Origin of the sequence: Massilia sp. Se16.2.3, assembly GCF_014171595.1 — a bacterium.
Classification (GTDB): Bacteria; Pseudomonadota; Gammaproteobacteria; order Burkholderiales; family Burkholderiaceae_D; genus Telluria.
Map to the genome: position 1 here is coordinate 3,899,934 of NZ_CP050451.1, position 25,155 is coordinate 3,925,088.

A 25,155-nucleotide genomic window follows, 5' to 3' on the forward strand; every position below is an offset into this window, starting at 1 on the left:
GTAAAAACACCCTTCTGATGATGGAAACCTTTTCGGGATCTCGACCAACCGACAACGCGTTACCCAGGGTGTTGCAAGGCCCGGCTCGCGACGGTTCGGCGAGATTCCTGCTTCGTGGGGCGCGGCGCGTTTTCTTGTTATTCTGTTCGCCGTGCAGCACAATGCAAAAAACCGTTGCCGAGCATTCTACCCCGGGCGCCCCGGTTTCACAGCGCACAACACTGCAAACCTGACAGCATTGCTTAAAAAAATACCATGACGCACGATGCCCGCCCTCCGCTTCCTCCACCCACGCGCACCGTGTTTTTCGTCTCCGACGGAACCGGCATTACCGCGGAAACCTTCGGCCACGCGGTGCTCAGCCAGTTCGAGATGCGTTTCCGCCAGATCCGCATTCCATTTACCGACACGCTGGAAAAGGCACGCGACGCCGCCCGCCGCATCAACGAGGTCTATAACGCCGACGGCAAGCAGCGACCGATCGTGTTCTCGACGCTGGTCAAGCACGACCTGTCGGGCGTGATCCGCGCCGCCAACGGCATGCACATGGACCTGTTCCAGACCTTCGTCGCGCCGCTGGAGATGGAACTCGGCGTGAAGTCGACCCACACGATCGGCCGCATCCACAACATCGTCGACTCCGAGGAATACAAGAACCGCATCGAGGCGATTAACTTTTCGCTCGCGCACGACGATGGCCAGTCGCACAAGAACCTGGCCGAGGCCGACGTCATCCTGGTGGGCGTGTCGCGCTCGGGCAAGACGCCGACCTCGCTGTATCTTGCGATGCAGTACGGGATCAAGGCGGCGAACTACCCGCTCATCCCCGACGACTTCGAACGCGGCAAGCTGCCATCGTCCCTGCCGCCGTTCAAGCACAAGCTGTTCGGGCTGACCATCACGCCGGAACGCCTGACGGAAATCCGCAACGAACGCCGCGCCGGCAGTAAATATGCGTCGATCGAGAACTGCCGCTACGAGGTCAACGAGGCGGAGCAGATGATGAAGCGCGAGGGCATCCGCTGGCTCTCCTCGACGACCAAGTCGATCGAGGAAATCGCGACGACGATCCTGCAGGAGATCAAACCGGATCGGCGCGAGTACTAGCACAAGCAAGGCTGGGGTCAGGTCTGACATTTGGACACGGGCTCATCTTTGAACCAGCGTTCAGGGGTGGCGTGGCCCCGTCCAGATACAAGCAACGCGGGGGGTCAGGTCTGACATTTGGACACGGGCTCATCTTTGAACCAGCTTTCATGGGTGGCGTGGCCCCGTCCAGATACAGCTCTTCCTCGAGACCAGCTTGCGGCTGTGCTCGTGTCCAAATGTCAGACCTGACCCCAGCTTTTGCTCTGGCCTTTCTTGCAGTTTTGCCGAGCGTGCCGGTGACAATTTAAGTATTTTTGCAACTTCTTTCTAGAATCCTCGTTTCAATTTGCGCAGGCCCGCAGCTGCTGTATCGCCGGTATGCCCTGGGCGCCTGCCGTGGCGCACCGGTGACACCGGCCGCAACTGGACCTGGGTGCAGGACTCCCGCCGTTTCCACACCGCCTGCTGAGCCTCGGCTACGCCAGCGCCGACGGCCGATTCCACAGCTCGGCCGATGGCGGGAAGAACTGGACGCTGGAGCGCCGGGTGCCGTAAAGGCTGGCCGTGTTGGGCTGGCCTCAGCCCGCCATGCCCTTGCGCAGCAGCTCGGCTGTAAGCGCATTCATGTCCACGCCGCGCTCGGTTGCCAGCGCCTGCAGCTGCTTGACCAGCTCGCCCTCGAGCTTGACCGCGAACGGCACCAGGCCGGCGGCACGTTCGCGCTCGCGCTGTTCGCGGCGGTCCACCGGGCTTGCCGCGGCGCCCCCGAACGCAGCGCCGCGCGCGCCCATCTGGTTCATCAGCTTCTTGGCGTCGCTCTTTGCCAGGTCGGTCTTTTTCATCGTCGTGTCCTTATCTTCTCGAAACCGTCATTTTAGCCGAGGCCGACAACCGCTCGGCGCGGCAGCGGATCGATGCGCAGGAGTACTCAGTCGAGCCCGTGTCCGAATGTCAGACCTGACCCCGGCATTGCACTGGAGTACTCAGTCGAGCCCGTGTCCGAATGTCAGACCTGACCCCGGCATTGCAGGCGCTGCGGCCCGCTGTAGACCACATGCTTGCCGCCACGGACGAAACCGGCCAGCGTGAGTCCGGCGGCATCGGCCATCTGGATGGCCAGCGCGGTCGGCGCCGAGATGGCGGCCAGCAGGGGGAAACCGGCGCGCGCGGCCTTCAGTACCATCTCGTAGCTGGCACGGCTGGTGACGACGGCGAATCCGTCGCGGGGTATGCTGGCGCGTGCCAGCGCGCCCACGAGCTTGTCGAGCGCGTTGTGGCGGCCGACGTCTTCGCGCACGCACAGCAGCTTGCCGTCGCTGTCGGCCCAGCCGGCGGCGTGGACGGCGCCCGTCAAGCCATGCAGCTGCTGGCGCGCCGCCATGTCAAGCATTGCGCGCTGCAGCGCGGCCGCTTCAAACACCTGCGCGGGCGGCGCCGGGCGCTCCTCGACGTCGCAGGCCTCCTCCCCCGAAATACGCCAGGCTGTCCACGCCGCACAGGCCGCAGCCGGTGTTGCCGACCCGTGCCAGGCGCGCGCGCTTGAAGCGTGCCATGGCGCCGGCGGCGATGCGCAGCTCGATGGCGATGCCGCGTTCGCCCTCTTCCACCTCGATGTCGTAGACGTCGGCGGCGCTACGCACGATGCGCTCGCCCAGCGTGAAGCCGAGCGCAAAGTCTTCCAGGTCGAGCGGCGAGGCCAGCATCACGGCCTGGGTGATGCCGTTGTAGCTGAGCGCGACCGGTACCTCCTCGGCCACCAGTTCGATGGCGTCACGCACGGCCGCGCCATCGAAGCGAACGGCGGCCACGCGCTGCGTCGCCGCGGGGGGCGGACCGGCCGACGCCGGGGAAAGCGTCGTGCGCCTTCATCGCGGCTTCCTCCCGCGATCGACGAACACGTCGATCGCCTTCGCCGCCGGCACCTTGCTTTCCCTTCGCGTGGTGCCAGAGCGGGATCAGCGGATTACACTCGGGGAAGTAGCCGGCAATGCAGCCCTCGGGGATATCGTAGGGCACGACGGCCAGGCCGGCCACGCGGCGTTCGACGCCGTCCTCGCTGGCGCAGCGCAGGGTGACGAGGTCGCCTTCGGCAAGTGCGCGCCTGGCCATGTCGGCGCGTGCCATGAAGACCACCATGCGGCTGCCGCGCACGCCGCGGAAGCGGTCGTCGTAGCTGTAGACGGTCGTGTTGAACTGGCCGTCGCTGCGCACGGTGAAGAGGCGCATGGTCGCGGGCGCCCCTTCCAGGTCGGGGTTGCCGGGCAAGCCTTCGGGCACGGTGAATTCGGCCTTGCCGCTCTCGGTCTTCCATTGGCGCCGCGGCGCGCCCAGCGGACGGCGAAAGCCGCCGGGCGTCCACATGCGCGCGTTGAAGTCGTGGAAGATGTCGGGATAGGTCTCGCCGATGGCGTCGCGGATGCGGCCATAGTCGGCCACCCAGGCGCGCCAGTCCAGGCGCGGGTTGCGCGCCAGCGTGGCCTCGGCGATGCCGGCGACAATCGCCGGCTCCGACAGCAGCTGACGCGACGCCGGTTCGGCCATGCCGCGCGAACCGTGGATGCAGGCGGTGCTGTCTTCCACCGTGACGGCCTGCTCGCCGGCCAGCTGGCGGTCGACCTCGATGCGGCCGAGACAGGGCAGGATGTAGGAAGCCTTGCCGTGGATGACGTGGTTGCGATTGAGCTTGGTCGAGATCTGCACCGTCAGCGGGATCTCGCGCCAGGCCGCTTCCATCAAGGCTGTTTCCGGCACCGCGCGCAGGAAGTTGCCGCCCAGGGCGATAAAGGCCGGCACCTGGCGCGCCAGGATGGCTTCGCAGCTTTCCACCGTGTTCATGCCGGGCTCGCGCGGCGGCTCGAAGCCATACTGTTCCTTCAGCTTGTCGAGCGGCGCCAGCTCGGGCTTCTCGGTGATGCCCACCGTGCGCTGGCCCTGCACGTTCGAGTGCCCGCGCACCGGGCATACGCCGGCGCCGGGTCTGCCGATGTTCCCGCGCAGGAGCAGCAAATTGACCACCATCGCCACGTTCTGCACGCCGTTGCGGTGCTGGGTCAGCCCCATGCCGTAGATGCCCATGACGGCCCCGCGCGCGCATGGACATCCGCCGCTTCTTCCAACGCGGTGCGTCTCAATCCCGACTCGCGCTCGATGTCGGCCCATGGGCAGGCGCGCACTGCGGCCGCGAAGGCGTCGAAACCGCGCGTGTGTTCGGCGATGAAGGCCGTGTCGAGCACCCGCACGCCGCCAAGCGCCAGCGCCGCGTCGTCGAGCGCGATGATCGCCTTGCACAGCCCCATCAGCGCGGCCGTGTCGCCACCCGGCTTGACCTGGTGGTACTGGGTGCTGATCGGCGTTTCCTGCCCAGTCAGCATCTCGATGGGCGACTGCGGGTTGGTGAAGCTCACCAGGCCGCGCTCGCGCAGGGGTTGAAGGTGATGACCGGCACCCCGCGGCGGCGCGCCGCCTGCAGCTGGTGCAGCATGCGCGGGCTGTTCACGCCCACGTTCTGGCCGAAGAAGAAGATGCAGTCGGTCTGCTCGAAGTCATCCAGCACGACGCTGCCAACGCCGTCGCCGATGGTCTTTTGCAGCGCCACCGAGGTGCTCTCGTGGCACATGTTCGAGCTGTCGGGCAGGTTGTTGTTGCCGTACATGCGCGCCAGCAGGCCGTACATGTAGGAAGTCTCGAGCGAGGCGCGGCCGGAACTGTAGAACACGACCTTGTCGCGCGCGCAGGCACGCAGGGCCGCGCCGATCTCGGCGAACGCGGTGCCCCACGAGACCTCGCGGTACCTGTCGCTGGCGGCGTCCCAGCGCAGGGGCACCGTCAGGCGGCCCTGGTCTTCCAGCTCATGGTCGCCCCAGGCCTCCAGCTCGGTCACCGTGTGGCGCTCGAAGAAGTCCGGGCCGATGGTCTTGCTGGTGGTTTCCCAGGCCGTCGCCTTGGCGCCGCTTTCGCAGAATTCGAAGGGATGGGGATTGGCCGGCTTGGCCCAGGCGCAGCTGACGCAGGCGAAGCCGTCGGGCTTGTTCTGCTGCGCCAGCAGGCGGCTGTCCTTCAGCGGCACCCGCTGGTCGAACAGGATGCCGGCTACTTCCTTGACCGAACCCCAGCCTCCAGCCGGCATCGATGCCGACCCCGTCCTGACGTCTCCCGCATCCTTGCTCATGCCGCGCTCCTGGTGATGGAGCGATCAGCCTACCCGTCCTTGCGCGGTCCTACCGTTCGCTCGCGCACGCAGACCGGTCCAGCAGGGAGACTGGCGCCTGGACGCGCCGTCATCAGGGGCGCGAACGCCCGCGCACCCCCGCCAGCACCTGCGCCAGCCGGTCGGTATCCATCGGCTTGACGAAGTGGTGTTCGAAGCCGCTCGACTTCGACAGGATACGGTCGTGCGCCTGGCCATAGCCGGTCAGCGCGATGAACAGCGCGCCGCCGGTGGCGGGGTCCGCGCGCAGGCGGCGCGCCAGTTCGTAGCCGTCCATCTCGGGCAGGCCGATGTCGAGGATGAAGACCTCGGGTGGCGCTTCACGCGCGCGCGCGATGGCCTCGCGCGGATGGGCGTGCACCTCGACCCGGTGGCCCTGCGCTCCCAGCAGCTCCGCCAGCGACTCCGCGGCATCGACATTGTCGTCGACGATCATGATACGGGTCGGCACGGCATTGGCCGCTTGCGGGTCGATGCTGCTTGCCGTCGTGCCCAGGCGGGCGGCGTCGATCGCGGGCAGCGTGATCGTAAACGTGCTGCCGCTGCCCGGGCCATCGCTGGCCGCGCCCACGCTGCCGCCATGCAGCGCCACCAGGGTCTTCACCAGCGCCAGGCCGATGCCGAGGCCCCCTTGCGCGCGGTCGGGCGTGCGCTCGGCCTGGGTGAACAGCTCGAAAATCTGCGGCAGCAGCTTGGGCTCGATGCCGATGCCATTGTCGGCCACGCTGATCTCTACCCGCGCGCCTGCGCCGCCATCGCCCTTCTCCAGCACCGCGACGGCCAGCGTGATCTCGCCGTTCTGGGGCGTGTACTTGGCCGCGTTGTTGAGGAGGTTGGCGATCACCTGCACCAGGCGCGTGCGGTCGCCCAGCACGGTCGCCGGGGAGGCGTCGGTGCGGATCGTCAGATGGTGGTGGCGCACCTCGATCAGGGGACGGGCCTGTTCCACGGCGCTGGCCACCGCCGCCTTGATGTCGACCGGTTCCTTCTCCAGGTCGACCAGGCCGCGCGTCACCCGCGACACGTCCAGCAGGTCGTCGACCAGGGCCGTCATGTGCTTGACCTGGCGGCTGATGACTTCGCTCGCTTTCCTGGTGCGGGCGTCGCTTGGGGCGGTCAGGCGCAGCATCTCGGCGGCGGTGCTGATCGGCGCCAGCGGATTGCGCAGCTCGTGCGCGAGCATGGCGAGGAACTCGTCCTTCTTGCGGTTCGATTCGCGCAGTTCGAATTCGGCCTGGTAGCGCTCGGTGACGTCGACCGTCACGCCGCGCAGGCGCACCGGCTTGCCCTCGGCATCGAACTGCACCTTGCCGCGGCTGTCGACCCAGATCTGGCGGCCCGTGTCCGGGCGGATGAAGCGCAGGATCTCCTGGTAGCTGCCGGCCCCCTTGATTGCGCGCGCGCATGCGCCGCCTCGACGCGCTCGCGGTCCTCGGGGTGGATGTGCACGCCGACGGCGCCCATCCGGTCCGGTGCGATGCCGAGCACGGTCGGCACGTTGTCCGAGTATTCCAGTGCCCCCGTGTCCAGGTCCCAGTCCCAGACCACCATCTTGGTGGCGTCGAGCCCGTCGCGCAGGCGCTCGTCGCTCTCGCGCTTGGCCTTCTGGGCTTCCACCGAGTCGGTCACGTCGTAACCCTGGGCGAAGATGCCGATGGTGGTGCCGTACTGGTCCTTGTAGGGCTCGTACGACAGGTCGATGTAGCGCTGGCTGAGCGGTCCGTTCGGCTCGTACTGGACCGCCAGCGGCATGGCGCGCACCGTCCAGGCTTCGCCGGTCTGGTAGACCCGGTCGAGGTGCTCCTCGAAGCCCTGTCCGGCGACTTCGGGCAAGGCTTCCCACACCGTCTTGCCGACCAGTTCGCGGTGGCCGACCAGCTGGTAATAGGCCTCGTTGACCATCTCGAAGACGTGTTTCGGTCCCATCAGCACCGCCACGAAGCCGGGCGCCTGGTTGAACAGGCTGCGCAGGTGCTCGCGTTCGTTGTTGAGGATGCGCGAGAGCGCCTCGTGCATCTGCGCCCGGCTGAAGTTCTCGGCATTGCTGCCACCCGGCGCCGTCAGCTGCAGCGAAGCGACCTGGGAGCCTTCGTCAAAGCGGTACAGTTCGGTGACATCGACCGGGTTCTGGAACACCAGCACCGGTTTGCCGTCCGCGCCCAGCACCGGGGTGTGCACGGTGCTCCAGTAGCGCTCCTCGTACTTCTTGCCGGCCGGGGTGTCGACTTCGACGGCGTAGCGCACGAAGGCGGTGGTGTCCGGCTCGCCCTTGGCCAGCGCGCGCAGCAGCGAGGCCTTGACCTCGGAAATATTGGTCGCCTCGAGGTTCGATTCCTCGGCCGGGAAGGCCTCGAAGACATAGCGGCCGACGATGTCCTCTTCGGTGCGCCCGACCGAACGCAGGTAGGCGCCGCTGGCACCGACGATGGTCAGGTCCGGCGTCATCACCAGGTAGGGGTAAGGCGTGGCCCGGAACAGCGCCTGATAATCCGATAATGTCATCATCCCGGGATTGTCGCATGGGTAACACCGTTCCGTAACAATGTCCTGCGAGCGCAGGAAATGCAGTTTCCCCGCCGTCTTCCCGTATACTGCCCCGCTATGCGCATCCAGCTCTTTTCCGACCTTCACCTCGAACGCTATCCCGATTTCGAGCCCGACATCGCCCCCGACACCGACGTGGTGGTGCTGGCGGGCGACATCGGCTCCTACCAGGCAGGCTCGCGCCTGGCTGGCGAGGACTTCGGCCTGGAGCGCTTTTCGCCGCTGCGCCCGGGCGCCTCCCCTGCCCGCGTCCTGTTCATTCCCGGCAACCACGAATTCGACGGCCTCGATTTCGACGCCACCATGCTGCGCCTGCGCGCCACGTGCAATCGCCTCGGCATCACCTGGCTCGACCAGGAAGTCGTCACCATCGGCAACGTGCGCTTCGTCGGCACCACCCTGTGGTCGGACTTCGATGCGCTGGCAGCCGGCCACGACCTGACGAAGCAGCTACAGCTGCGCAACAAGGCGATCCGGGCCGCCAACTACTACCTCAGCAAGAACACGACACTACGCGGCGGCGAACCCATGCTGGCGGAAAGCCTGCGCGAGATCGGCCTGGCCTGCCAGGACTGGTTGCGCGGCGCGCTCATGCAGCCATTCGAGGGCACGACGGTGGCCGTCACCCACTTCGCCCCCACCCTGCGCAGCGCCGACCCGCGCTACGGCGTCACGCCGGGCACGGCGGGCTTTTTGCAATGCGCTCGACGGCCTGCTGCCCCTGGCCGACCTCTGGATCCACGGGCACCTGCACTGTCCGCACGACTACGTGGTGGGCGGCAGCGAGGACGGCCGCCCCTGGTCCTGCCGCGTGGTCGCCAATCCGCGCGGCTACCTGAGCAAGGGCGAGCAGGAAGGGTTCAAGCCGGAGTTCGTCATCACGCTGTGACGCCGCTGCGTGACTGGATCTGACGTAGTTGTTTCAACAGCACGTGGACCGTACTGGCGGCGCTCCTCAAGCCCGTGCCAATTCGCGCTGCACCCGGTCATGCACAAAACCCGGATGGATGCTTTCGCGCTTTCCGTCTGCAATCCAGGCCCAGGGTACCGGCATGATGCTGCGCTCCAGCGCGGCGACGAGCGCCCTGGCCTCCTTGCCTGCCCCGCACAGGTAGCACGCCACGGCAAAGTGGTTCAGGCCCACAGCGCGGAACCCGTGGCGCGGCTGATGCAGTTTCTCCTCGAGCGTGGCAGGAGTAGCGTTGAGCCAGGCATACAGCGCGGTACTGACGCGGGCCGCGTGCGAGGCGTTGCGCAGCTGCTTGACCGCATTCGCTCCCAGCGCCAGCGCGTGTTCGCAATATGCCAGGGCCACCAGGAAGTGGATCGCACTGCCGCGAGGGGCCCGCTCCGCGCTTTCCTGGGCAAAGCGGAACATCCTCTCGTGGCTGCCGCCCCATTTCTCGGTGGTGACCATGAAATACCGGTAATGCGTCGGCCAGTGCATGGGAACGCGTGCGGTGGCCTGTGCGAAGTATTGGTCGATCAGGTCGCGATCGCCGCTTCTTCGCACTTCCGCCAGGATCAGCCAGGCGAAAGGGTCGGCCGCCACCGCGTCCAGGCGCGCTGCCTCGAGCAGCGGCTGCGGGGCGCCGTTGATCAGGTCAAAGAACGGCTGTACGGCCGCCGGGTCGACGTTCTTGCCATAGGCGCTGCCGCGAATCTTCCATGCCTTGCCGATCATGCTGGCGCCCAGCAGGGTATGTGCGATTGACGAGCCGCTGCGGCTTTGCACCCATTGTTGCGCCAGCTCGACCGCATCGTCGCGCTGGGAGAAGGTGTGGAGCAGGCGCTCGCGCTCCTCGTCGCTTGCGGAGAGCAGCAGCTGTTCGGCTTCCTGGTAGCTGCCGCCGATGACATGCTTGAGCAACTGGCTCATCGATGGCGGCGGTAGGTCGTCGATGACGGCTGCCTTGGGAGTCAGTCCGAGGCTAGAAAGGATGGACATCCGACGATTTTCTCCTGGCAAATGTTTTACGATGAAAAAGCTGCAGGCGGACCTCCTGGTGCGCCATGAACCTGGCGAACCTCAAGCGCGGAGTTGACAGCCTCATTGCGACCGATACCGCCCTGCCGTCAAAGGATAGCAGTCTCCTGTTGAGAAAAATTCCACGGATTGTCACAATGCCAAAATTTGGGCTATTCGGGACGCTGCCTGGCACAATGGCCCAGGGTCGCATGCGCTCGATTCTGGCTTCGGGAGATGGCTGATCCCGGTCAATGAATGCTGTGATGTCCGGCATGGGCTGGAAAAAAATGTCGAGTCACCGACTGCTGCCGACCGATAGCGATCGTGGCTACCAAGCAATTCTTGTTAAGTCACAAACGACTGCTCGTGGACCGGTAGCGCGACGTTCAAACCGCCCAGTGTATGGTGTTGCTGCCAGGACCTGCACTGGGTTTTGTCACGCGCTCCTAGGGCGTGACCGCCGCCCGCTCCTCGCGCGACAGCACCCGCGGCACCCGCACCGGCGCCTCGCCCGCATCGAAGAAAGGATTGTCGCGATAGCCGCCGCCGAGCCGCGCGGCCGTGATCATGCTGCCGATCTTGACCACCGCCAGCGCGAGCCCGAGCGGCGTCGATGGCACGGGACCGTGCGCCGATTTCGTATTCGCGGCGAAGCGCTTGCGCCCCAGTTGCCGGTCCAGCACCTCGGGCGCTTCCATCAGGCAGGCCCGCACCAGCCCGACATACGCCACTTTCGCATCGCGCGGCGTATTCCCGATCGGTGTCCCGCAGCAGGACGCATACCAGCGATAGATCCCGCGCGGACTGAGCGACATGCACGCCAGGTGCTCCAGCCCGCTCGTCAGGCGCACCCCTGACGGCCGCGTCGCCTCGACCTCGGTTCCACCGGCCGCATCGAGTACCTCCCCCTCCTTCTTCAGGAAACGCGCGAAGGCCTGGCAATCCCTGCAATAACACACGGCCCGCGCCACGACCCTGTTCGCGTCCACGCTTCCGCGCAGCTTGCCGCACTTGCACCGCAACTGAATGTCCATATGCACCCCAGGTAGTAAGAAACGAAGCTCGGTACCGGCATGATGCCAGGGCTGCGCCAGCCCGGGTTACCCGGACAGCGACAGACTGCCTATTGCTGTTGCTGGCGTAACTGTTCGAAAAAGCAGACCGCGGCGGCGGCGGCGACATTCAGGGATTCGACCTGGCCGGCGTGCGGAATCACGACCTGGTGCGAGGCCATGGCCATCAGGTCGTCGGCGACGCCCTGCCCTTCATGGCCGAGCAGCCAGGCCACCGGCTGGCGCAGGTCGACCTCGTACAGCTTCTGCGTGGCGTAGCCGCTCATCGCGAGCACCGCGATGTCCGAGGCCTCGATCAGCGCGGCCAGGTCGACGTTCTCGAAGATCTCGAGCACGAAATGCGCGCCCATGGCCGCGCGCAGCACCTTCGGTGACCAGCAGAAGGCGCTGCCCGGGCTGCAGAACACTGGGTGATCCCGGCCGCGCCGGCGCTTCGCAGGATGGAGCCCACATTGCCTGGATCCTGCACGCCGTCGAGCAGCACCGCCGATACGGCCATCTGCGCGGGCGCCGCCGGATGCGGGGTCTCGACCGGGAACAGCAGGTTGATGCCGTGCTCAACCTGGCTCAGCGCCCCGAACAGGGCGTCGGGCAGGACCGTGACGTGCGCGCGCAGGGCTTCGCACCTGGCGGCGATGGCGGCCACTTCCGGGTTCGCCAGGGCGCCCTCCGACACCACGCAGTGCGGTGGCGCGCCGCGCAGGTCGAGCCAGGCTCGGCACAGGTGCACGCCGTCGAGCAGGGTGCGCCCGGCCTTGCGGCGCGCCTGCGAGCTGGCGGCGAGGGCCTTGAGTTCCTTGTAGAAGGGATTGTCGCGCGAGGTGAGGGTCTTCATGCAGTCTGCGCTTGAGTCGGCGCTTCCAGCAGCGCCGCGGCGGGCGCCGGCTCGCCGAAGGCATCGCCAGGCGCCGGCGCGAACAGGTCCACCTGCAGCAGGCTGCGCACCGGCGCGAAGGAGCGGCGGTGCACCGGCGACGGGCCGTGCAGGCGCAGGCGCTCCAGGTGCAGGGCGGTGGAGTAGCCCTTGTGCTGGTCGAAGCAGTACTGCGGATAGGCGGCGTGCAGGCGCACCAGTTCGGCGTCGCGGGCCGTCTTGGCCAGGATCGAGGCCGCCGAGATGGCGTGGCACTTGTCGTCGCCTTCGATCACGGCATGGGCCTTGACGTCCATCGGCGGGCAGCGGTTGCCGTCGATCAGGGCAATCGTCGGCACTAGTTGCAAGGCCTCGACCGCGCGGCGCATCGCCAGCATGGTCGCGTGCAGGATGTTGAGCGTGTCGATCTCTTCGCAGCTGGCCTGGCAGATCGCCCAGGCCAGGGCGTGCTCCCGGATTTGCGGTGCCAGCTCGTCGCGGCGCGCTTCCGTCAGCTTCTTGGAATCGCGCAGGCCCTCGATCGGCCGCTTCGGGTCGAGGATGACGGCGGCGGCGAACACGGGCCCGGCCAGCGGACCACGGCCGGCCTCGTCGACACCGCAGACGATGTCGAGGTCGGTGAACGGCCGCAGCCGCGGCGGCAGGCCGGGATAGAAATTGACGCGCTTCTTGCTCATGGGGCGGTGCGGGAATGAATGGGTCGATGCGGGTGCTGCAAGGGCGCAGTATGCCACGGACGGGCGCCGGCCGTAAGGGCCATGGGAGCGCCGCCGCGGAACCGCGCTAAGTGCGCGCGCCGATCACGCGCAGCACGGCCTCGGCGCTCTCCTGCGCACTGTTGCGCAAGAGGCTATGGTGCATGTCGAGGAAACGCGCCGCCAGGCGGTCGCGCAGCGCCGTATCGTTCAGTTGCGCCCAGACGGCATCGGCCAGCGCGGCGGGGGTCACGGCATGCTGAAGCAATTCGGGCACGAGGAATTCGCGTGCCAGGATATTCGGCAGGCCGATCCAGGGCTGGTAGCCCATGTGGCGCATGATTTCCCACTCCAGGCGCTTGACCTTGTAGGCGACTACCATCGGCTTCTTGAACAGCGCCACCTCCAGCGTGGCCGTGCCCGAGGCGGCCAGCACGGTATCGGCTGCCGCGATCGCCCGGTGCGAGTCCTGGTCGACCAGCGTCAATGGCACGTCGCCCAAGCCCTCCTGCGCGAGCAGTTCGGTGAACAGCGCACGCTGCTTCTCTCCCGCCATCGGCACGACGAAGCGCAAAGCCGGATCGCGCTGGGCGAGCAGGCGCGCGGCACCGATGAAGGGCACCGTCAGGTGCTTCAGTTCGCTCATCCGGCTGCCGGGCATGATCGTCACGACACGTGCGTCAGGTGCCAGCCCCAAGGCGGCGCGCGCGGCGACCGTATCGGGTGCGAGCGGAATCGTCTCGGCCAGCGGGTGGCCGATATAGGTCACCGGCACGCCGGCGTCCTGGTAGATTTTTTCCTCGAAGGGGAAGATCACCAGCATGTGCGACACGGCGCGCTGGATCTTCTTGATGCGCCCTCCCCGCCAGGCCCAGATCTGCGGGCCGACGAAGTGTACGGTCGGGATGCCCTTGGCGCGCAGCTGTTCTTCCAGGCCGAGGTTGAAGCCCGGGTAGTCGGCACCGATGAAGGCCGCCGGGCGTTCCGCCAGCAGGCGGTCGCGCAGCCGGTTCTGGATGCCTTTCAGTTCGCGGTAGCGGGGAATGATTTCCAGCAGGTTGCGTACCGTGAGCGTGTCGAGCGGGACATCCGATACCATCCCCTGCTCGATCATGCGCGGCCCGCCGATGCCATGGAAGCGTACGCCGGGGAGCTGGGGACGCAGCCCCGCCATCAGGCGGGCGGCGAGCATGTCGCCGGAGACCTCGCCGGCCACCAGCGCCAGCGAGACTTCCTTTGGTCCCATGTCAGCGGACGATGCCACGGCTGGCGATGCCGAGAAAGTCGCGCATGGCACGGATACCGCCGGCGGCATCCGGCAAGGCCAGTTCTTCCTGCCCGAGCGCGGCCTTGGCTTCTTCCAGGGTCAGGTTGGAACGGTAGATCAGTTTATAGGCGCTGCGGATGCCGTCGATCTGGCTGCGCGAGAAACCGCGGCGCTTCAGGCCCTCGATGTTCACGCCGCGCGCGCCGGCCGGGTTGCCGGAGACGAGCACGAAAGGCGGCACGTCCTGGGTCAGGCTGGTGTACATGCCGATGAAGGCATGGGCGCCGATCTTGCAGAACTGGTGCACGCCGGCATAGCCGGACAGGATGGCGTGGTCGCCGACGTGCACGTGGCCGGCCAGCTGCGCGTTGTTCGAGAAGATCGTGTGGCTGCCGACCTGGCAGTCGTGGGCCAGGTGGACGTAGGCCGAGATCCAGTTGTCGTCGCCCAGGCGCGTCACGCCTTCGTCCTGGGCCGTGCCCAGGTTCATGGTGACGAATTCGCGAATCGTGTTGTCGCTGCCGATTTCCAGGCGCGTCGGTTCGCCCTTCCACTTCTTGTCCTGGGGCGCGGCGCCGATGGAGCAGAACTGGAAGAACTTGTTATTCTCGCCGATCGTCGTGTGGCCTTCGATGACGACGTGCGGACCGACGACGGTCCCGGCGCCGATGCGCACGTTCGGACCGATGATCGAGTACGGGCCGACCTCGACCGAGCTGTCCAGCTCGGCCTTCGGGTCGACGATCGCGCTCTGGTGAATCTTCGGTACTGCGTTGCTCATTACTGCCCCGCTGCCGCTGCCGGCGCTGCCGCCGAATTCTCGTTTGCCCGGATCGTGCACATCAGCTCGCCCTCGACGGCGACCTTGCCGTCGACGCTGGCGACCGCCTTGTATTTCCAGATGCCGCGCGATACGCGCAGGATCTCGACATCCATCACCAGCTGGTCGCCAGGCCCGACCGGACGCTTGAAGCGCGCATTGTCGATGCCGACGAAATACACCACCGAGTTTTCGTCGGGCTTCACATCCATCGTCATGAACGACAGGATGGCGGCCGTCTGGGCCATCGCCTCGATCATCAGGACGCCCGGCATGACCGGCTGGTGCGGGAAGTGGCCATTGAAGAATTCTTCGTTGACGGTGACGTTCTTGATGGCGGTGATGCGCTTGCCGACCTCGACGTCGAGCACGCGGTCCACCAGCAGCAGCGGGTAGCGGTGCGGCAGGTATTCCTTGATTTCGGTGATGCCGAGGGTGCGCTTTTCAGATGTGGTCATTTTTCTTCTGTGATCGTTCGGATGGTTTTTTCCAGCGCGCGGATCTTGTCGCGCATGGTGTTCAGGTTACGCACGATGGCCGCCGACTTTTCCCACTCGGCGTTCTTGGCGAGCGGGTAGAAACCGGTGTACTGCCCCGGCTCGAGCACCGAGCGCGAGACCATGCTGCCCGAGGAGATATGGACATTGTCGGCGATTTCCAGGTGCCCCAGCACCATCGCCGCGCCACCGAAGGTGCAGCGGCTGCCGATCTTCGCGCTGCCGGCCACGCCGACGCAGCCGGCCATGGCCGTGTGTGCGCCGATGTGGCAGTTGTGGCCGATCTGGATCTGGTTGTCGAGCTTGACGCCGTTTTCGATGACCGTGTCGGCCAGTGCGCCGCGGTCGATGGAGGTATTCGAGCCGATGTCGACGTCGTCGCCGATGACGACGCGCCCGGTCTGCGGGATCTTGATGTAGACGCCCGCTTCCACTGCGAAGCCGAAGCCGTCGCCGCCGATCACCGCGCCCGAGTGGACGATGCCGCGCGCGCCGATGACGCACTTGCGGTGGAAGGTGACGTTGGCAAAGAAGTGCGTGCCTTCGCCGACCATGGCGTCCTTGCCGATGAAGCAGCCATGCTCGATGACGGCGCCGGCTTTCACGACCGCGCCCGCCTCGATGGTGACGAAGGGGCCGATGTGGGCCGAGGGGTCCACCTGCGCGCTCGGGTCGACGACTGCGCTCGGGTGCACGCCGGCGGCGGGCGCCGTTTCTTCGAGCGAGAGGAAGTACTGGGCCGCGCGCGCAAAATAGGCATACGGGTTGGTGGTGACGATGCGGCTGCCGCTGTAGGTGGCGGCGACCGACGGATCGTCCAGCGGCGACAGGATCAGCGCGGCGGCCGCGCTCTGGCCGGCCAGCGCGCGCAGCTTGCTGTTGGAGAGGAAGCTGATCTGGCCGGGACCGGCGCTGTCGAGCGGGGCGATCGCGCTGACGACGAGGTCGGGGTCGCCGACCAGCTGGCCGCCGAAGCGCTCGACCAGGTCCCGCAGGCGCACCTGCGTGCCCCCTGGATGGCCGGGCGCTTGTGCGACTGCTTCTTGATTCTTTTCGCGTTGTTCCAAAATCTTACTTGTCCAGCAGTTTCAGGATCTTGTCGGTAATGTCGATGCGCGGGCTCGACCACGCCGCTTCCTGCAGCACGGCGTCGAGTTTTTCCTGCTCGGCGATCTGCTCGATCATCTTGTAGGCCTTCTGGGCGATGGCGGCGCGTTCCTCGCTCTTGCGCTGGAACAGGTCTTCCTGGAACTCGCGCTGCATGCGCTGCACGTCCTTTTCCATGTCGAACAGTTCGCGCGCGCGGCGGGTGCGTTCGATGTCCGACAGGCGCGGCGCGTCGGCGTCGAACTTCTCGCTCATCTGCTTGAACTTGGCCACCATCTCTTCGGTCGTCTTCTGGCGCTTGGAGAACTCGGCCTGGATCTTGGCGTCGGCCGCCTTGGCCATCTTCGACTCGGTCATCAGGCGTTCGGTGTAGACGAAACCGATGCGGCTCGGTCCCGTCTGCGCCGCGGCCGGCAGCGAGGCCAGCGGAGCGGAAATCACGGCCGCCAGCACCAGGGTGCGTGGCAGCGTGGCAATCAGGGTTTTCAACATATGTCTCCGCGATGAAAGAGGGTAAGCCGGCCCGTCAGAAGCCCGTGCCCATCTGGAACTGGAAGCGTTCGAGCCTGTCGCCCGGCTTCGCGTTCAGGGGCTTAGCATAACTCAAGCGCAGCGGACCGACAGGCGAAATCCAGGACAGGCCGATACCGGCCGAGTAGCGCAGCTCGCCGAGCATGATCTTCGACTTCTCCTGGTACACCTGGCCGCCGTCGGCGAAGGTGAACCAGCGCAGGCTGCGGTCCTTGCTGCTGCCCGGGAAGGGGAACTGCAGCTCGACGTTGCCGATGACGCGCTTGGACCCGCCGATTGCGTCGCCGTAGCGCGGGTCGACCACGCCCAGGGTCGAGCTTTCGAAGCCGCGCACCGAGCCGATGCCGCCGGCGTAGAAGTTCTTGAACACCGGATAGGCGTTGCCGCCGATGCCCTTGCCGTAGTCGAACTCGCCGCGCAGGGCCAGCGTCATCCAGCTGGTGAGCGGACGATACCACTGGTGTTCGTACACCAGTCGGTAGTACTTCGCGTCGCCGATGGCGTCGACCTCGACGTTGGCACGCTGGTAGCGGCCGATGCTCGGGGTCAGCGCGCTGTCGCGGCTGTCGCGGCCCCAGGCCACGGTCAGCGGGATCGAGATGCTCTTGCCGGTGCCGACGCCGTAGAAGGGGTCGCCCACCGTGTTGTTGCCGCCGTTTTGTGCCACGAATTCACGGTAAAGGGTCGGGCTGCTGGTGTCGGTGGTCAGCGAGGTGCGTTCGAGGCCCACGCCGAAGTAGACCGTGTCGGTTTCCGAGAACGGCACGCCGAAGGTCAGGTTGCCCCCGGTCTGGCGCACGGTATAGGAACCGATGTTCTCCAGTGGCGGGCTGGTGGTGCGCAGGTAGACCTGGAAGGCGCGCGAGATGCCGTCGTCGGTGAAGTACGGGTTCGTGTTCGAGAACGCGATCGTGCGGCTGTACTTCGAGGTATTCAGGTCGATGCCGACGGTCTGGCCGCTGCCGGCGAAGTTGGCCTGCTGGACCGATGCCGTGAAGGTGAATTTCTCGGCCTGCGAGAACGAGCCGCCGACCATGAAGTTGCCGGTCGGGCGTTCCTCGACCGTCAGGTTGACGTCGACCTGGTCGTTGGTGCCCGGGGACTCGGGCGTATCGACCTTCACTTCCTTGAAGTAGCTCAGGCGGTCGACGCGGTCGCGCGAGAGCTTGACCTTGTTGGCGTCGTACCAGGCGCCTTCGAACTGGCGGAACTCGCGGCGGATCACTTCGTCGCGGGTGACGGTGTTGCCGGCGATGTTCATGTGGCGCACGTAGGCGCGCTTGCCCGGATCGACGAAGAAGGTGAAGGCCACTTCGCGCTTCTCGCGGTTGAGTTCCGGGTTGGCGTTGACGTTGGCGAAGGCGTAGCCGAAGGAGCCGAGGCGGTCGGCGATGCGCTTGTTGCTCGCTTCCTGCAGCGCGCCGGAATAGGTCTTGCCCGGCTGGAGCAGGATCAGCTGGCGCAGCTCTTCCTCGCGTCCGAAGGTCTCGCCTTCGAGCTTCACGCTCGAGACGGTGTACTTCTCGCCTTCGGTGATGTTGATGGTGAGGTAGATGTCCTTCTTGTCCGGCGAGATCGACACCTGGGTCGATTCGACCTTCGCTTCCAGGTAGCCGCGGTCGAGGTAGAAGGACTGGATCGCTTCGAGGTCGCCGGTCAGCTTGGTCTTCGAATACTGGTCGGCCTTGGTGTACCAGGTGAACCAGCCCGAGGTGTCGAGCTGCAGCTGCTCGCGCAGTTCCTTGTCCGAGAAGACCTTGTTGCCGACGATGCTGATCTGCGCGATGCGCGCGACGTCGCCTTCGTCGACGTTGAACATGACGTTCACGCGGTTACGCTCGATCGGCGTGATGGTGGTCGTGATCTTCACGCCGTACAGGCCATGCGACAGGTACTGGCGCTTGAGTTCCTGTTCGGCGCGGTCGACGGCCGCCTTGTCGTAGATCTTGGTTTCGCCCACGCCGATGTCGCGCAGGGCCTTGACTAGCATGTCCTTCTCGAATTCCTTGGTGCCGGTGAAGTCGACCGCGGCGATCGCCGGACGCTCCTCGACCAGCACGACCAGCACGCCGTTCTCTTCCTCGAGGCGGATGTCCTTGAAGAAGCCGGTGGCGTACAGCGCCTTGATGGCGACAATGCTCTTGTCGTCGTCGAAGGTCTCGCCCACGCGCACCGGCAGGTAGCTGAACACGGTGCCGGCTTCGGTACGCTGGATGCCTTCGATCCGGATGTCCTTGACGACAAACGGATTGACGGCGAGCGCCGGGCCGGCGCACAGGGCCAGCACGGCCGCACCGATCAGGCTGCGGCGAATGAACGGCAGGGCAAAACGATCTGGTTGTGATTTCATTGGCTAAATCGATGAGTCATTGGACAACGTACATATTCTTGGAATCCTCGAATACCCTGCTGCGGCTTGCATTGCCGGCCTGCGATGCTGCGCGTCCGGCCACTACCCTGGCAGCTCGCTACGGTTTCTCGAGGTTCCTCTTGTTCACCGGTGGATGCGGCGCCATGGCGCCGCATCCACCATGGGGTCTACAGCCGCTGCGACAGGTCATTGAAGATGGCGAGCGCCATCAGCATGAACAGCAGGGCCACCCCTGCTCGCTGAGCGAATCCCTGGATGCGCTCGGACAGGGGACGCCCGGTCAAAACTTCCAGCGAATAATACAGCAAATGGCCACCGTCCAGCACTGGAATTGGTAACAGATTCATTACACCCAGGCTCACGCTGACCACCGCGATAAACCCCAAAAACGTGGCGAGGCCCATGCGCGCTGTCTGTCCGGCATAGTCGGCGATCGCGATCGGACCGGTGACGTTCTTCAGCGAAGCCTGGCCGGTGGCGATCTTGCCGATCATCTTGAAGGTCAGCGCCGTCATTTCCCAGGTGCGCGCAGCGCCCTTCGCGAACGCTTCGACCGGACCGGACTGCACCGTGACGCGCTCGAGGGCCGGTGCCAGCTGCACGGCGGCGACGCCCTGCCCTTTCGCGTCAAGCGCCGGCGTGAGCGGCAGCGTCAACACGGTGCCCCCACGGCGCACCTGCAGCTGCATGCTGCGGTTCGGCGCGGCGCGCACCGCGTCCACGAAGTCGACCGCGTGGGCAAAGGACTTGCCGTCGGCGCCGAGCACCACGTCGCCCGGCTGCAGGCCGGCGCGGGCACCGGCACCGCCCTCGATCGCGCGGTCGACGATCGGCATGCCGACCCAGAAGTCCAGGCCGAGCGCGGCCATCACATCGCTGTCGGGATTGGTCTTCGCGATCTCGCCCGCGGGTATCGTCGCCGCGTACTGGCCGCCGTTGGCGCCGCGTACGCTCAGCTTCGCCGCGCCCTTGTCCAGCGCCAGGTGGGTCATCTGCCAGCGCAGGTCGGACCAGGTCGCGACCGGCTCGCCGTTGACGGCGGTGATCGCGTCGCCCCCGCGCAGGCCGGCGACAAAGGCCGGCGTGCCCGGAGTGGTGGCGCGCAGGCGCGTGCCCGGCTCCTCGCTGCCGTGCATGAACAGCGCGGCGAACAGGACGATGGCGAGCAGGAAGTTGGCGACCGGGCCGGCAGCGACGATGGCGATGCGCTTCCACACATTCTGGCGCATGAAGTCGCGCGCGGCGTCGCGCTCGTCCTTCGGCGCGCTGCTCGGATCGCGGCTGTCGAGCATTTGCACATAGCCGCCCAGCGGCAGCGCCGACACCGCCCACTCGGTCTGGTCCGGGCCGAAGCGGCGCGACCAGACGACCTTGCCCATGCCGAGGGAAAAGCGCAGCACCTTGACGCCGCAGGCGCGCGCGACCCAGTAGTGGCCGAGCTCGTGGAAGACGATGAGCGGGCCCGGGGCCAGCAGGAAGGCCGCGACGGTCTTGATCAGTTCCATGGTCTGCCTTCCTTCACGCGCGGGCGATGGCGGCAACGATGTCGCGCGCGGCTTGCCGTGCCCGCGCATCCTGGGCCATCACGGCCTCGATGTCGCCGGCGGCGCCGTGGGCATTCTCGTCCATCACGCGGCGCAGCACGCGGTCGATGTCGCGAAAGCCGATGCGGCGCTCGAGAAAGGCTTCGACCGCAATCTCGTTGGCGGCGTTGAGCAGGGCCGGCGCGGTGCCGCCGGCGCGCAGCGCGTCGAAAGCGAGGGCCAGGCAGGGAAAGCGCGCATAGTCGGGCTGGTAGAACTGCAGCGCCGCCATCTGCGTCAGGTCGAGCTGGGCGACGCCGGAAGCGATACGGTCCGGGTAGGCCAGCGCGTGCGCGATCGGGGTGCGCATGTCGGGGTTGCCCAGCTGGGCCAGCACCGAGCCGTCCACGTAGGACACCATCGAGTGGATCACGCTTTGGGGATGGATCACGACTTCGATGCGCTCGGGCGCCGCGCCGAACAGCCAGTGGGCCTCGATCACTTCCAGGCCCTTGTTCATCATGGTGGCCGAGTCGACCGAGATCTTGCGCCCCATCGACCAGTTCGGGTGCTTGCAGGCTTCCTCGGGCGTCACCGCTTCCAGGGTCTCGACCGCGCGGTTCAGGAACGGGCCGCCGGACGCGGTGAGCAGGATCTTCGCCACGCCCGCCGCGCCCGGCTCGCGCGCGTAGCCGGCCGGGAGCGACTGGAAGATGGCGTTGTGCTCGCTGTCGATCGGCAGCAGGGTCGCCTGCTCGCGCACGGCGTCCATGAAGAGCTGGCCGGACATGACCAGCGCTTCCTTGTTCGCCAGCAGGACCTTCTTGCCGGCACGGGCCGCGGCCAGCGTGGGCGCCAGGCCCGCGGCGCCGACGATGGCGGCCATCACGGTATCGGTGTCATCGCTGGCGGCGATCTCGCACAGGGCCGCTTCGCCGTAGGAGACATCGACCGGCAGGCCGGCCAGCAGGCGCGTCAGTTCAAGCGCGGCTTCAGCGCTGCCGACGACGGCGCGCTGCGGGCGAAACTGGCGGCACTGGGCCGCCAGTTCGTCGACGCGGCTGTGCGCGGACAGTGCATATACCTGGTATTGATCGGGATGACGTGCGAGCACGTCGAGGGTCGAGACGCCGATCGAGCCGGTGGCGCCCAGGATGGTGATGCGTTGCATGAGAATTCCTTAGAGCCAGGCGCCGACCAATGCTGCCAGTGGCAATACCGGAACCAGTGCGTCGATCCGGTCGAGCACGCCGCCGTGGCCGGGCAGCAGCTTGCTGCTGTCCTTCATGCCGGCGCGGCGCTTGAGCTGGGATTCGAACAGGTCGCCGACGATGCTGGCGGCGACGACCAGGACCAGCACGGCCCAGGTCGCGGCCCAGCCCAGGCTGGCCTGCAGGTGTACCGGGAAGGTGTTGGCCAGCGGTTCGCCGGCGAAGACGATGACGAGCGTGGCGATGATGAGGGTGGCGATGCCGCCGCCGATCGCGCCTTCCCAGGACTTGCCCGGCGAAATCGACGGCGCCAGCTTGCGCTTGCCGAAGGCCTTGCCGGAGAAGTAGGCGAAGATGTCGGCGGCCCAGACGATGGCCAGTACCGACAGCAGGTAGAGCGGCGAATGCGTGTAGAGCACGACGATGGCCGCGAAGCAGCCCACCAGCGACAGCGCGTAGGTGACGCTGAGCAGGGTATTGCTGGTGCTCGCGAGCGGCGGCAAACCCATCTTCAAGGTCGGCACGAAGCGCAGCAACCAGAGCAGCACGCTGATGACGAACCAGAAGCTCTGGCCCGCGCCGCGGCCGCTGAAGAAGAAAGCCCAGGCGAAAGCGGCCGTCCAGAACGCGGCCACGATGGCGGCGTTCTTCGATGTCGGGTTAAACAGGCGGAAGGTTTCCCAGATCGCGGCGCCGAAGAAGACGGTCACCACCACCGCGAAGGCCTCGAAGTTGTTGGAATACAGGACTGGCAACAGCACTGCCAGCAGCACGAGCGCGGTGAGGATCCGGGTTTTCAGCATCAGGTTTGGTCGGCTTGGTTGACTCGGTTGGCTTAGTTGGCTTAGTTGGCTTAGTTGGATTGTTTGGCCACTTGTTCGCCGGTGCGGCCGAAACGGCGCTCCCTGCTTTGATAGGACGCGATCGCCGTATCGAGCGACTCGGCCGAGAAATCCGGCCAGTAGGTGTCGGTGAAGTAGAGCTCGGAATACGCGAGCTGCCACAGCAGGAAGTTCGAGATGCGCTCTTCGCCGCCGGTGCGGATGAAGAGGTCGGGCTCGGGCGCGTAGGCCATCGCCAGGTGGGGCGCGAGCATCTCTTCGGTGAACTCGAGCAGGCCGGGATTGGCCGCCACCATCTTGCTGGTGGCCTGCATGATGTCCCAGCGCCCGCCGTAGTTGGCGCAGACGGTGACGGTCAGGCGCGTGTTGCCGGCCGTGCGGCGCTCGGCGGCGGCGATCATCTCGCGCAGCTTGGCGTCGAAGCGCGACAGGTCGCCGACCACCTTCAGGCGGATGTTATTGGCGTGCATTTTTGAGACTTCGCGCTCGAGCGCGGTGACGAACAGGCGCATCAGAAGCGAGACTTCCTCTTCCGGACGGCGCCAGTTTTCCGAGGAAAACGCGAACAGGGTCAGGTATTCGACCCCGCGCAGGACGCAGGCTTCGACCACGCCGCGCACCGCTTCGACGCCCTTGACGTGGCCGGCCACGCGCGGGAGCAGGCGCTTGGTCGCCCAGCGGCCGTTGCCGTCCATGATGACGGCGATATGGCGCGGGACGGCCGGGACGTCGGGTACTACAGTGGTCGAACTCTTGAAGATCATAAATCCATTGCCTTGCGTCGCTACTTGGGAGGGGGATGATACAACACCGCGCGGGGGCGGCAGGAAGGCCGCGCCCGCACGGCCTTCCCTGCTGCTTAGACGGTCAGGACTTCCTTTTCCTTCTCCGCGACCATCTTGTCGATGTCGGCGACGAACTTGTCGGTCAGCTTCTGGATCTCGTCCGAGGAGCGGCGCTCGTCGTCTTCCGAAGCGGTCTTGTCCTTCACCATCTTCTTGAGCTGCTCGTTGGCATCGCGGCGGATGTTGCGCACGGCGATTTTCGCGTCTTCGGCTTCCGACTTGACCAGCTTGACCATTTCCTTGCGGCGCTCTTCGGTCAGGGCCGGGGTCGGCACACGGACCAGTTCGCCGAAAGTCGACGGGTTCAGGCCCAGGTCGGAATCGCGGATCGCCTTTTCGATGGTGCTCAGCATCTTCTTTTCGTAGGGCTGGACGCCGATGGTGCGGGCGTCGATCAGGGTCAGGTTGGCCACGCCCGACAGTGGGGTCGGCGCACCGTAGTAATCGACCATGATGTGGTCGAGGATGCCGGTGTGGGCACGGCCCGTGCGCACCTTGGCCAGATCGGCGCGCAGGGTTTCGATCGACTTGGTCATGCGCTCTTGCGCATTCTTCTTGACGTCAGCTAAGGACATGCTGCTCTCCTGTTTTTCAGTGTTCGTATTGTTAAACGTGTACCAGTGTACCCTCGTCCTCGCCCATGATCACGCGCATGAGCGCGCCGGGTTTGACGATGGAGAACACCTTGATCGGCAGTTTCTGGTCGCGGCACAGCGCAAAGGCGGTCGCGTCCATCACCTGCAGCTGCTTCGAGATCGCCTCGTCGAACGAGATCGATTCGTAGCGGGTGGCATCCGGGTCCTTCTTCGGATCGGCAGTATATACGCCATCGACCTTGGTTGCCTTCAGGACGATCTCGGCCGAGATTTCCGAGCCGCGCAGGGCGGCGGCGGTGTCGGTCGTGAAGAAGGGATTGCCGGTACCGGCGGCGAAGACGACGACCTTGCCCTCTTCCAGGTATTGCAGGGCTTTCGGGCGCACGTAGGGCTCGACCACCTGCTCGATGCCGATGGCCGACATCACGCGCGCGGTGATGCCGACGTGGCGCATGGCGTCGGCCAGGGCCAGCGCATTCATGACGGTGGCCAGCATGCCCATGTAGTCGGCGGTAGCGCGGTCCATGCCCTGGGCGCCAGGCGCGACGCCGCGGAAGATGTTGCCGCCGCCAATCACGACCGCCACCTCGACACCCGCCTTGGCCACTTCCGCGACGTCGGCGACCATGCGGTCGATGGTGGCACGATTGATGCCGAACTGATCGTCGCCCATCAGCGCTTCGCCAGACAGTTTCAGGAGGACTCGTTTGTAGGCTGGTTTGGTCATGATGAAGCGCTCTCCTATGTGTTGTTTCGAATTCGGGTCCGGCCGCGGGTCGACGCCCGGGGCCTCATCTGCCAATGTACAGATGGCGGTGAAACTGGCGCGCACGGGCCGGGCGAGCCCGCGGCGTGTCGCCTTCGTAGGTGGGCACTCCGTGCCCACGCGGTCGTACCGATGCGCGGCGCGCCGTATCAACCTCCCGTCCGGCGGCAATCGACGCGGACGGATGACCGATTACGCCAACACGCATCACAGATTGAATCCGCGTGGGCACGGAGTGCCCACCCTACGAATCCTGGCTGCTTTTGACAAGCAACATTGCCTGACAATAAACACCCAGGTTAAAAAAACGGGCCTTGCGGCCCGCTTT

General features: G+C 66.1%; 20 protein-coding genes and 5 pseudogenes. 2 read left to right on the top strand and 23 right to left on the bottom strand.

Going from position 1 to position 25,155, the window contains the following annotated elements:
* The first annotated feature begins 255 nt into the window (after window positions 1–255).
* Entirely contained in the window at window positions 256–1,107 is an 852-nt protein-coding gene (locus G4G31_RS17765) for a pyruvate, water dikinase regulatory protein (protein WP_182988765.1), read from the top strand.
* A 560-nt stretch (window positions 1,108–1,667) separates the two neighbouring features.
* On the opposite strand, the gene G4G31_RS17770 is transcribed toward G4G31_RS17765, so the two are convergent.
* The 7 genes and pseudogenes from G4G31_RS17770 to G4G31_RS17795 all read right to left on the bottom strand — a co-directional run.
* Window positions 1,668–1,931 (bottom strand): hypothetical protein, encoded by a 264-nt coding sequence (locus G4G31_RS17770; protein WP_182988766.1) that lies wholly within the window; start codon window positions 1,929–1,931, stop codon window positions 1,668–1,670.
* Window positions 1,932–2,095: 164 nt separating this feature from the next.
* A complete protein-coding gene (locus G4G31_RS27690; RefSeq protein WP_267873625.1) occupies window positions 2,096–2,509 on the bottom strand; it encodes a formate dehydrogenase accessory sulfurtransferase FdhD in 414 nt (137 codons plus the stop codon).
* Window positions 2,502–2,867: a formate dehydrogenase accessory sulfurtransferase FdhD gene (locus G4G31_RS27695; RefSeq protein WP_267873676.1), complete on the bottom strand. Its 366-nt coding sequence runs from the start codon at window positions 2,865–2,867 to the stop codon at window positions 2,502–2,504. The genes G4G31_RS27690 and G4G31_RS27695 overlap by 8 nt, the downstream gene beginning before the upstream one ends.
* 87 nt (window positions 2,868–2,954) lie before the next feature.
* Window positions 2,955–5,257, bottom strand: a pseudogene (locus tag G4G31_RS17780) (FdhF/YdeP family oxidoreductase).
* A 112-nt stretch (window positions 5,258–5,369) separates the two neighbouring features.
* On the bottom strand, window positions 5,370–6,602 hold the full coding sequence (locus G4G31_RS26655) for an ATP-binding protein (RefSeq protein ID WP_229425075.1): 1,233 nt from the start codon (window positions 6,600–6,602) through the stop codon (window positions 5,370–5,372).
* Between the two features lie 15 nt (window positions 6,603–6,617).
* Window positions 6,618–7,064: pseudogene (locus G4G31_RS29340) on the bottom strand (hypothetical protein); the annotation flags it as partial.
* Window positions 6,956–7,801 (bottom strand): annotated as a pseudogene (locus tag G4G31_RS17795) (PAS domain-containing protein); the annotation flags it as partial. The pseudogenes G4G31_RS29340 and G4G31_RS17795, both read right to left, overlap by 109 nt.
* A 96-nt stretch (window positions 7,802–7,897) precedes the next feature.
* Here G4G31_RS17795 and G4G31_RS17800 point away from each other — a divergent pair.
* Window positions 7,898–8,729 (top strand): annotated as a pseudogene (locus tag G4G31_RS17800) (metallophosphoesterase).
* 66 nt (window positions 8,730–8,795) lie between these two features.
* On the opposite strand, the gene G4G31_RS17805 reads toward G4G31_RS17800, so the two are convergent.
* The 16 genes and pseudogenes from G4G31_RS17805 to pyrH all read right to left on the bottom strand — a co-directional run bounded on the left by G4G31_RS17805 (window position 8,796) and on the right by pyrH (window position 24,788).
* Entirely contained in the window at window positions 8,796–9,788 is a 993-nt protein-coding gene (locus tag G4G31_RS17805) for a hypothetical protein (RefSeq protein WP_182988768.1), read from the bottom strand.
* Between the two features lie 467 nt (window positions 9,789–10,255).
* The gene (locus G4G31_RS17810) at window positions 10,256–10,843 is read right to left on the bottom strand and encodes a DUF6151 family protein (protein ID WP_182988769.1); all 588 of its coding nucleotides are present in this window, start codon (window positions 10,841–10,843) and stop codon (window positions 10,256–10,258) included.
* 89 nt (window positions 10,844–10,932) lie between these two features.
* Window positions 10,933–11,717 (bottom strand): annotated as a pseudogene (locus G4G31_RS17815) (TrmH family RNA methyltransferase).
* Complete coding sequence (rnhB, locus tag G4G31_RS17820; RefSeq protein WP_182988770.1) at window positions 11,714–12,433, bottom strand: ribonuclease HII; 720 nt, start codon at window positions 12,431–12,433, stop codon at window positions 11,714–11,716. The pseudogene G4G31_RS17815 and the gene rnhB overlap by 4 nt, the downstream one beginning before the upstream one ends.
* Before the next feature lie 106 nt (window positions 12,434–12,539).
* Entirely contained in the window at window positions 12,540–13,715 is a 1,176-nt protein-coding gene (lpxB, locus tag G4G31_RS17825) for a lipid-A-disaccharide synthase (protein WP_374011253.1), read from the bottom strand.
* Entirely contained in the window at window positions 13,699–14,499 is an 801-nt protein-coding gene (lpxA, locus tag G4G31_RS17830) for an acyl-ACP--UDP-N-acetylglucosamine O-acyltransferase (RefSeq protein ID WP_182988771.1), read from the bottom strand. The genes lpxB and lpxA overlap by 17 nt, the downstream gene beginning before the upstream one ends.
* Window positions 14,499–14,996, bottom strand: a complete 498-nt coding sequence (fabZ, locus tag G4G31_RS17835) for a 3-hydroxyacyl-ACP dehydratase FabZ (RefSeq protein ID WP_182988772.1) — start codon at window positions 14,994–14,996, stop codon at window positions 14,499–14,501. Before fabZ ends, lpxA begins: the two co-directional genes overlap by 1 nt.
* On the bottom strand, window positions 14,993–16,036 hold the full coding sequence (lpxD, locus tag G4G31_RS17840; protein ID WP_182988773.1) for a UDP-3-O-(3-hydroxymyristoyl)glucosamine N-acyltransferase: 1,044 nt from the start codon (window positions 16,034–16,036) through the stop codon (window positions 14,993–14,995). Before lpxD ends, fabZ begins: the two co-directional genes overlap by 4 nt.
* A 70-nt stretch (window positions 16,037–16,106) precedes the next feature.
* Complete coding sequence (locus tag G4G31_RS17845; protein ID WP_182988774.1) at window positions 16,107–16,634, bottom strand: OmpH family outer membrane protein; 528 nt, start codon at window positions 16,632–16,634, stop codon at window positions 16,107–16,109.
* A gap of 34 nt (window positions 16,635–16,668) precedes the next feature.
* On the bottom strand, window positions 16,669–19,023 hold the full coding sequence (gene bamA / locus G4G31_RS17850; RefSeq protein ID WP_182988775.1) for an outer membrane protein assembly factor BamA: 2,355 nt from the start codon (window positions 19,021–19,023) through the stop codon (window positions 16,669–16,671).
* 188 nt (window positions 19,024–19,211) lie between these two features.
* On the bottom strand, window positions 19,212–20,549 hold the full coding sequence (gene rseP, locus G4G31_RS17855) for an RIP metalloprotease RseP (RefSeq protein ID WP_182988776.1): 1,338 nt from the start codon (window positions 20,547–20,549) through the stop codon (window positions 19,212–19,214).
* Between the two features lie 13 nt (window positions 20,550–20,562).
* Window positions 20,563–21,738 (bottom strand): 1-deoxy-D-xylulose-5-phosphate reductoisomerase, encoded by a 1,176-nt coding sequence (ispC, locus tag G4G31_RS17860; RefSeq protein ID WP_182988777.1) that lies wholly within the window; start codon window positions 21,736–21,738, stop codon window positions 20,563–20,565.
* 9 nt (window positions 21,739–21,747) lie between these two features.
* Window positions 21,748–22,581: a phosphatidate cytidylyltransferase gene (locus tag G4G31_RS17865; protein ID WP_182988778.1), complete on the bottom strand. Its 834-nt coding sequence runs from the start codon at window positions 22,579–22,581 to the stop codon at window positions 21,748–21,750.
* A 50-nt stretch (window positions 22,582–22,631) separates the two neighbouring features.
* On the bottom strand, window positions 22,632–23,384 hold the full coding sequence (uppS, locus tag G4G31_RS17870; RefSeq protein WP_182988779.1) for a polyprenyl diphosphate synthase: 753 nt from the start codon (window positions 23,382–23,384) through the stop codon (window positions 22,632–22,634).
* A gap of 95 nt (window positions 23,385–23,479) precedes the next feature.
* Window positions 23,480–24,040, bottom strand: coding sequence for a ribosome recycling factor (frr, locus tag G4G31_RS17875; RefSeq protein WP_182988780.1), 561 nt, complete (start codon window positions 24,038–24,040; stop codon window positions 23,480–23,482).
* 31 nt (window positions 24,041–24,071) lie between these two features.
* A complete protein-coding gene (pyrH, locus tag G4G31_RS17880) occupies window positions 24,072–24,788 on the bottom strand; it encodes a UMP kinase (protein ID WP_182988781.1) in 717 nt (238 codons plus the stop codon).
* Window positions 24,789–25,155: the final 367 nt, after the last annotated feature.

Coding starts and splice junctions, on each gene's coding strand:
- G4G31_RS17765 (WP_182988765.1), top strand. CDS start 256: ATGACGCACGATGCCCGCCCTCCGCTTCCTCCACCCACGCGCACCGTG.
- G4G31_RS17770 (WP_182988766.1), bottom strand. CDS start 1,931: ATGAAAAAGACCGACCTGGCAAAGAGCGACGCCAAGAAGCTGATGAAC.
- G4G31_RS17805 (WP_182988768.1), bottom strand. CDS start 9,788: ATGTCCATCCTTTCTAGCCTCGGACTGACTCCCAAGGCAGCCGTCATC.
- G4G31_RS17810 (WP_182988769.1), bottom strand. CDS start 10,843: ATGGACATTCAGTTGCGGTGCAAGTGCGGCAAGCTGCGCGGAAGCGTG.
- rnhB (WP_182988770.1), bottom strand. CDS start 12,433: ATGAGCAAGAAGCGCGTCAATTTCTATCCCGGCCTGCCGCCGCGGCTG.
- lpxA (WP_182988771.1), bottom strand. CDS start 14,499: ATGAGCAACGCAGTACCGAAGATTCACCAGAGCGCGATCGTCGACCCG.
- fabZ (WP_182988772.1), bottom strand. CDS start 14,996: ATGACCACATCTGAAAAGCGCACCCTCGGCATCACCGAAATCAAGGAA.
- G4G31_RS17845 (WP_182988774.1), bottom strand. CDS start 16,634: ATGTTGAAAACCCTGATTGCCACGCTGCCACGCACCCTGGTGCTGGCG.
- bamA (WP_182988775.1), bottom strand. CDS start 19,023: ATGAAATCACAACCAGATCGTTTTGCCCTGCCGTTCATTCGCCGCAGC.
- rseP (WP_182988776.1), bottom strand. CDS start 20,549: ATGGAACTGATCAAGACCGTCGCGGCCTTCCTGCTGGCCCCGGGCCCG.
- ispC (WP_182988777.1), bottom strand. CDS start 21,738: ATGCAACGCATCACCATCCTGGGCGCCACCGGCTCGATCGGCGTCTCG.
- G4G31_RS17865 (WP_182988778.1), bottom strand. CDS start 22,581: ATGCTGAAAACCCGGATCCTCACCGCGCTCGTGCTGCTGGCAGTGCTG.
- uppS (WP_182988779.1), bottom strand. CDS start 23,384: ATGATCTTCAAGAGTTCGACCACTGTAGTACCCGACGTCCCGGCCGTC.
- frr (WP_182988780.1), bottom strand. CDS start 24,040: ATGTCCTTAGCTGACGTCAAGAAGAATGCGCAAGAGCGCATGACCAAG.
- pyrH (WP_182988781.1), bottom strand. CDS start 24,788: ATGACCAAACCAGCCTACAAACGAGTCCTCCTGAAACTGTCTGGCGAA.